Below are 5,537 nucleotides of genomic sequence, written 5' to 3'. Positions count from 1 at the left end.
TACCCCCAGTCCTGTCGGTGGTCCGGCATCCCGGCTGGTCGCTTGTATCCCCGCCCGAATGGGCGAGGCTTTACGCGGAGGCATATCTCTTTTATTGGCTTCGATCTTAATGCTTTCCAGCAAACCTTCAGGCAGGCGAAGAGAGATTGTTTTTGTTGATGGTTTCAAATTAGGCATAGAGACACTTTCAGCCTGACTCCAGTCTAGATATCGTGTCGAGTCATGCTTCTCCCAAAACGCCCTTTCTTCAGCTTCTGACTTAAACTCAGGTATTTTGCTCATAAAATACTCGCTCTTTTTGATGCATGTTTCTGGCTGAAATAACACGTATTAGCGTACGCTCAGCCCTTAATGTGAATGTAAATGAATCTACCGGTCAAGAGAGTGAGACTATTCTCGGACAGCGTCCCGGCAACTCCAGGTCCTTTTGGTATCAAAGATTCAGCTTATACCTGGTAAAGGCTGTTGAATATAGAGATCTTTAAAGGTTGCGCCACAATGGCCAGATAGATAGGATTGCTGCCATTTTATTTGTCGTATTTCAGGCTTAACAGGTTTAGAAGATGTGTACAAATATGTGTATCTATTCCATAAAAATTCAGATCAAGAGGTTTGAAAATCGTTGAAAATTGATAAGTTAAGAAATATAGCCATTATCGCCCACGTAGACCACGGCAAGACCACGCTGGTGGATAAGCTGCTGCAGCAGTCAGGAACCCTGGGCCGCAAGGACCAGGGCGCTGAGCGTATCATGGACTCCAATGACCAGGAAAAAGAGCGTGGCATTACCATCCTGGCCAAGAACACGGCGATTGAGTGGCAAGATTTCCATATCAATATCGTGGATACCCCCGGGCACGCTGACTTCGGTGGTGAAGTTGAGCGTGTGCTCTCCATGGTTGACTCGGTGCTGCTGCTGGTGGATGCCGTTGATGGTCCGATGCCCCAGACTCGTTTTGTTACCCAGAAGGCCTTTGAGCAGGGCTTGAACCCGATTGTGGTCATTAACAAGGTTGATCGTCCGGGCGCCCGCCCTGACTGGGTTATGGATCAGGTGTTTGATCTGTTTGATCGCCTGGGCGCTACGGATGAACAGCTGGACTTTCCGGTGATTTACGCTTCTGCATTGAACGGTGTTGCCGGTGATGACCCGGACAATCTGGCCGATGACATGACGCCGTTGTTTGAGATGATTACTGAGTGTGTGCCTTCACCAACGGTCAATGTTGACGCTCCTTTCCAGATGCAGATCAGTGCCCTGGATTACAACAGCTACGTGGGGGTTATCGGTATTGGCCGTATCACCCGTGGTGTGCTGAAGCCCAATCAGCAGGTGGTGCTGGTGGATCGTGACAATAAGCAGCGAAAGACTAAAGTACAACAGGTAATGGGGCATCTTGGGCTTGAGCGTGTTGAGGTGGTTCAGGCCAGCGCCGGTGATATCGTCTGTATTACCGGTATTGACAAACTGAACATTTCCGACACGATTTGTGATCCTGAGAGTCCGGAAATGCTGCCGCCGCTGACCGTCGATGAGCCAACAGTAAGCATGACCTTCCAGGTGAATGACTCGCCGTTTGCCGGTCAGGATGGCAAGTTCGTCACCTCCCGTAATATCCGGGAGCGTCTTGAGCGCGAGCTGATCTCCAACGTAGCACTGCGTGTCGAGCACGGTGAGCATGCGGATAAATTCAAGGTGTCCGGTCGTGGTGAACTGCACCTGTCCGTTTTGATTGAAACCATGCGTCGTGAAGGCTTTGAGCTGGCGGTTTCCCGGCCGCAGGTGGTGGTAAAGGAGGTTGACGGCGTTAAGCAGGAGCCCTTTGAGCATGTGGTGGTGGACATCGAAGAACAGCACCAGGGGCCGGTTATGGAAGTGCTTGGCCAGCGCCGTGCTGAACTGAAAGACATGGTGCCAGATGGCAAAGGCCGTGTGCGTCTTGATTTCATTATGCCGGCCCGTGGCCTGATTGGTTTTCGTTCCCAGTTCCTGACCATGACTTCCGGCAGTGGTATCCTGACCTCCATCTTCGATCACTACGGTGAAGTCAAGGGTGGGGAAGTTGGCCAGCGCAATAACGGGGTTCTTGTCTCCATGGTGAATGGCAAGGTGCTGGCTTATGCGCTGTTCAGTTTGCAGGAGCGTGGCCGTTTGTTCATTAATCCTAATGTGGATGTCTATGAAGGCCAGATTATCGGTCTGCACAGCCGTGATAATGATTTGACGGTCAACCCAACCAAAGCCAAACAGCTCACAAACGTTCGTGCTGCGGGTACCGATGAGAATATCATTCTGACACCGCCGATTCGTCACTCTCTGGAGCAGGCTCTGGAGTTTATTGATGATGATGAGCTGGTGGAGGTGACACCCAACCATATCCGTATTCGCAAAAAGTTCCTGAAGGAGCATGAGCGCAAGCGTGCCAGTCGCTCGAAGTAATACTGGCGAATAAGTGAAATTTATAGTTGCGTGGTTTTTTTATGCCCCTAACCAGGGATTGCCAGGGTAAGGGGCCATGGTCGCTACCAGGGTCATAATCACTGCAATAGCAAGGCTGCCCGCAATGGTGTAACCCGGCGATGCCAGCCAGCCTTCGAGCCAGTGCGGGTTGCGTTTTCCCACCGATAAAAAGTGTCGGCTCTTTTCATGTTTAAGCTGTTTGCCTTTGTTCGCCTGCTGATAGCGCTGCCGCATTTTATCAATGTCAGCCATGGTCAGAGGCGATACGGGGGGCCTGCTGGATTTTTGGCTCTTTCGGTAAGAGACCAGAAAACCGTTTGCCAACGGTGAGGTGAGAAAGATGACCGGATTGATTTGAGGGTTGTCGTAGAGTTCAGGAATGGTTGAAAACGGGTATTCGCTATTGTCCTGAACTGTGTCCGGAATTATGGCGGGTGAGGAGGCAAGAGCGGTGCTGACAGGCCCGGGCCCCAGTATTTTGGTAGTAACTATTCGGTTGCGACTGATATCAATATCAACAATGTACAAATTTACTGCCAGGGCCAGGCACTGTAAAACAGCATATCTTTTCTCTCTTACGCCCTTGAAATCGTCCAGAAGTAACATTTCATGGCAACGTTCAGTGTTGCTCATGGTGGTTCTGGTTAACAGATTAAACAGTTTTGCATAGAACTCGTCATCATTGGCAAGGCGCTTTTCCAGCTCCGTTCGACGGCTCAACCAAACCGCCAGTTCGTGCTTATTCTGCTCAAGGATGAAAGTGGTCAGGACGGTTTTCTCTTTTTTATTTAAATCCAATGCTGACTGGAGCAGCTGTTTGAGTTCATCATCCGCCATTGAAACAAGAAGCTGTGAAAGATAGCGATAAAATTGTTCAGCTCGAGTGGTATGGAGGGCTTGTAACGTCACCCGGGTATATTGCCAGCGATCACCCTGTCGGGGTTTATCAGTACTGGTTGAGTAAATCTTGAAGCCCGTCTTGTCTACCCACTGCTGAACCATTATTTGGTCATCCTCAGAAAAATACCGGGCAGCTCTGGCCGGTACTGCCATTAAGATGATCAACAAGACCAGGACTGTGTTAATTATTCTGACAGATTGTTGTTTCATATTCTTCGGACCAGGTAATGGCACTCAGGCTGGAGAATGTTCAAACCCAAATACACATGTCCCACACAGAGTGGGGTTGCATGGAAAATAAGAGCCCTGAACCAGAAAGGCACAAAGGAAGCATTAGATGTTTGCCGAGCCTGCACTGACAAGCCCATAAAAAACTTATTGCGATAGACATGGAAGACGAGAGTGTCGATTATGCAGGAGCGATCATCGACCCTTTTTCGGTTCCATCCACATAAGTGAGACAAGCTGCTGCCAAATTAGTTCACGTTATGTCGGTGAAAGTGATGATGTGCCCTTTGCTGCAATAACCGTTTAAGGTTAAGGTTAGGCATTGTTCTGGTGTTTTCCTGAAAGGATTTTCCATGCGCACCCTGTATCCTGCCATCAAGCCCTACGCTACCCGGCACCTGCAAGTTGATGATATTCATGAGATATACATTGAACAGTGTGGCTCACAGGATGGGATACCGGTTCTGTTTGTTCACGGTGGACCGGGTGCTGGCTGTTCGGAACGGGACCGCCGTTTTTTTGATCCGCAAAAGTATCGGATTATTCTTTTTGATCAGAGGGGGTGTGGTCGCTCCAGACCCCATGCTGAGCTGAAGCAGAACACTACCGCTGCGCTGATTGAGGATATGGAGCTGATTCGCAACAGCCTGGGCATTGAACAGTGGCTGGTGTTTGGTGGCTCCTGGGGCTCAACGCTCGCGTTGCTGTATGCCCAGGCGCACCCGAAGCGGGTGTCCGGATTGGTGGTCAGGGGGGTTTTTCTTTCCCGGCAGCAGGATCTTGACTGGCTTTACAAAGAGGGAGCCAGCAGAGTATTCCCGGATCACTGGGCGCACTTCCTGGAGCTGATACCAGAAGATGAAAGAGGCGATCTTCTAGCAGCTTATTATCAGCGGCTGTTTGGCGAAAATGAGCTGGCCAGAATGAATGCTGCCAAACATTGGTCTTTGTGGGAGGGTAATACAGCCACCCTTCGACCCAACCATGAACTGGTGGATCATTTTGCCGATCCCCATCTGGCGTTATCCCTTTCCCGGATAGAGTGTCATTACTTTAAAAATAAGTCCTTTATTAACCCTGATCAGATTATTGCACAGATGAATCTGATATCAGCCATTCCCGGCGTGATCGTGCATGGGCGCTATGACATGATCTGCCCGCTGGATAATGCGCAGACACTGGCGGATCACTGGCCGGAAGCGGATTTCCAGATTATCCGGGATGCCGGCCATGCCTCCTGTGAACCGGGCATTGTCGATGCACTGGTCAGGGCAACGGATGAATTTGCCCGAAGGCTCCTCCATAAACCGTAAAGTTGATTGGCAAGCAACTCGAGATGTATCGATGAAAGGTTTGATTCAGCGGGTCAGCCATGCCAGCGTGGTAGTGGACAGAGACACGGTTGGCGCAATTGGTAACGGCATTCTTCTGTTACTGGGTATCGAAAAAGAGGATGACCCGGTTCTGGCGGATATGCTGCTGGAAAAAGTGCTGAAATATCGAATATTCAATGATGACCAGGGCAGAATGAATCTTGGTTTGCGGGATGTGAGGGGCGGTTTGCTCATTGTTTCCCAGTTCACTCTGGTTGCCGATACCCGTAAAGGTTTGCGACCCGGTTTCAGCTGCGGAGCAAAGCCTGAACAGGGAGAAAGGCTTTATAACTACTTTGTTGAACGGGCGAAAGCGCTGCATCACGATGTTGCCACCGGGCGCTTTGGTGCAGATATGAAAGTCTCTTTGCTCAATGATGGGCCGGTGACGTTTATGCTGGAATCCCGGGAGGCTGTCCGGGAATAGTGCCCGTTCAGGCGATCCCGAAGCAAGGATGGCAGCCAATTGCTCTGAAAATCTGCTTTTGTTCGGCAAATAGCCCCCCAGGAGGCTGTCCGGGAATAGACTGCCCTACGCGGCAACTGCTCCTGCGTTGCTCTAGCTCCTGCATCCA

General features: G+C 50.4%; 5 protein-coding genes. 3 read left to right on the top strand and 2 right to left on the bottom strand.

What is annotated here, in order from left to right; genetic code table 11:
- The coding region (locus tag KDK14_RS17590; RefSeq protein ID WP_257266493.1) for a BrnA antitoxin family protein at positions 1-282 on the bottom strand (282 nt) is incomplete at its 3' end.
- A gap of 340 nt (positions 283-622) precedes the next feature.
- Here KDK14_RS17590 and typA point away from each other — a divergent pair.
- The gene (gene typA, locus KDK14_RS17585) at positions 623-2,440 is read left to right on the top strand and encodes a translational GTPase TypA (RefSeq protein ID WP_257266492.1); all 1,818 of its coding nucleotides are present in this window, start codon (positions 623-625) and stop codon (positions 2,438-2,440) included.
- Positions 2,441-2,479: 39 nt separating this feature from the next.
- On the opposite strand, the gene KDK14_RS17580 is transcribed toward typA, so the two are convergent.
- Positions 2,480-3,571 carry a hypothetical protein gene (locus KDK14_RS17580; RefSeq protein ID WP_257266491.1) on the bottom strand — a complete coding sequence of 364 codons (1,092 nt, stop codon included), beginning with the start codon at positions 3,569-3,571 and terminating at the stop codon, positions 2,480-2,482.
- A gap of 371 nt (positions 3,572-3,942) precedes the next feature.
- Between KDK14_RS17580 and pip the strand changes: the two genes are divergently transcribed.
- Complete coding sequence (gene pip, locus KDK14_RS17575; RefSeq protein WP_257266490.1) at positions 3,943-4,902, top strand: prolyl aminopeptidase; 960 nt, start codon at positions 3,943-3,945, stop codon at positions 4,900-4,902.
- A gap of 31 nt (positions 4,903-4,933) precedes the next feature.
- Entirely contained in the window at positions 4,934-5,389 is a 456-nt protein-coding gene (dtd, locus tag KDK14_RS17570; protein ID WP_257266489.1) for a D-aminoacyl-tRNA deacylase, read from the top strand.
- Positions 5,390-5,537: the final 148 nt, after the last annotated feature.

Source organism: Endozoicomonas sp. ONNA2 (assembly GCF_024606365.1).
GTDB lineage: Bacteria > Pseudomonadota > Gammaproteobacteria > Pseudomonadales > Endozoicomonadaceae > Endozoicomonas.
Note: the sequence above shows the minus strand (reverse complement) of the source record. Positions and strands in the feature narration are given on the sequence as shown.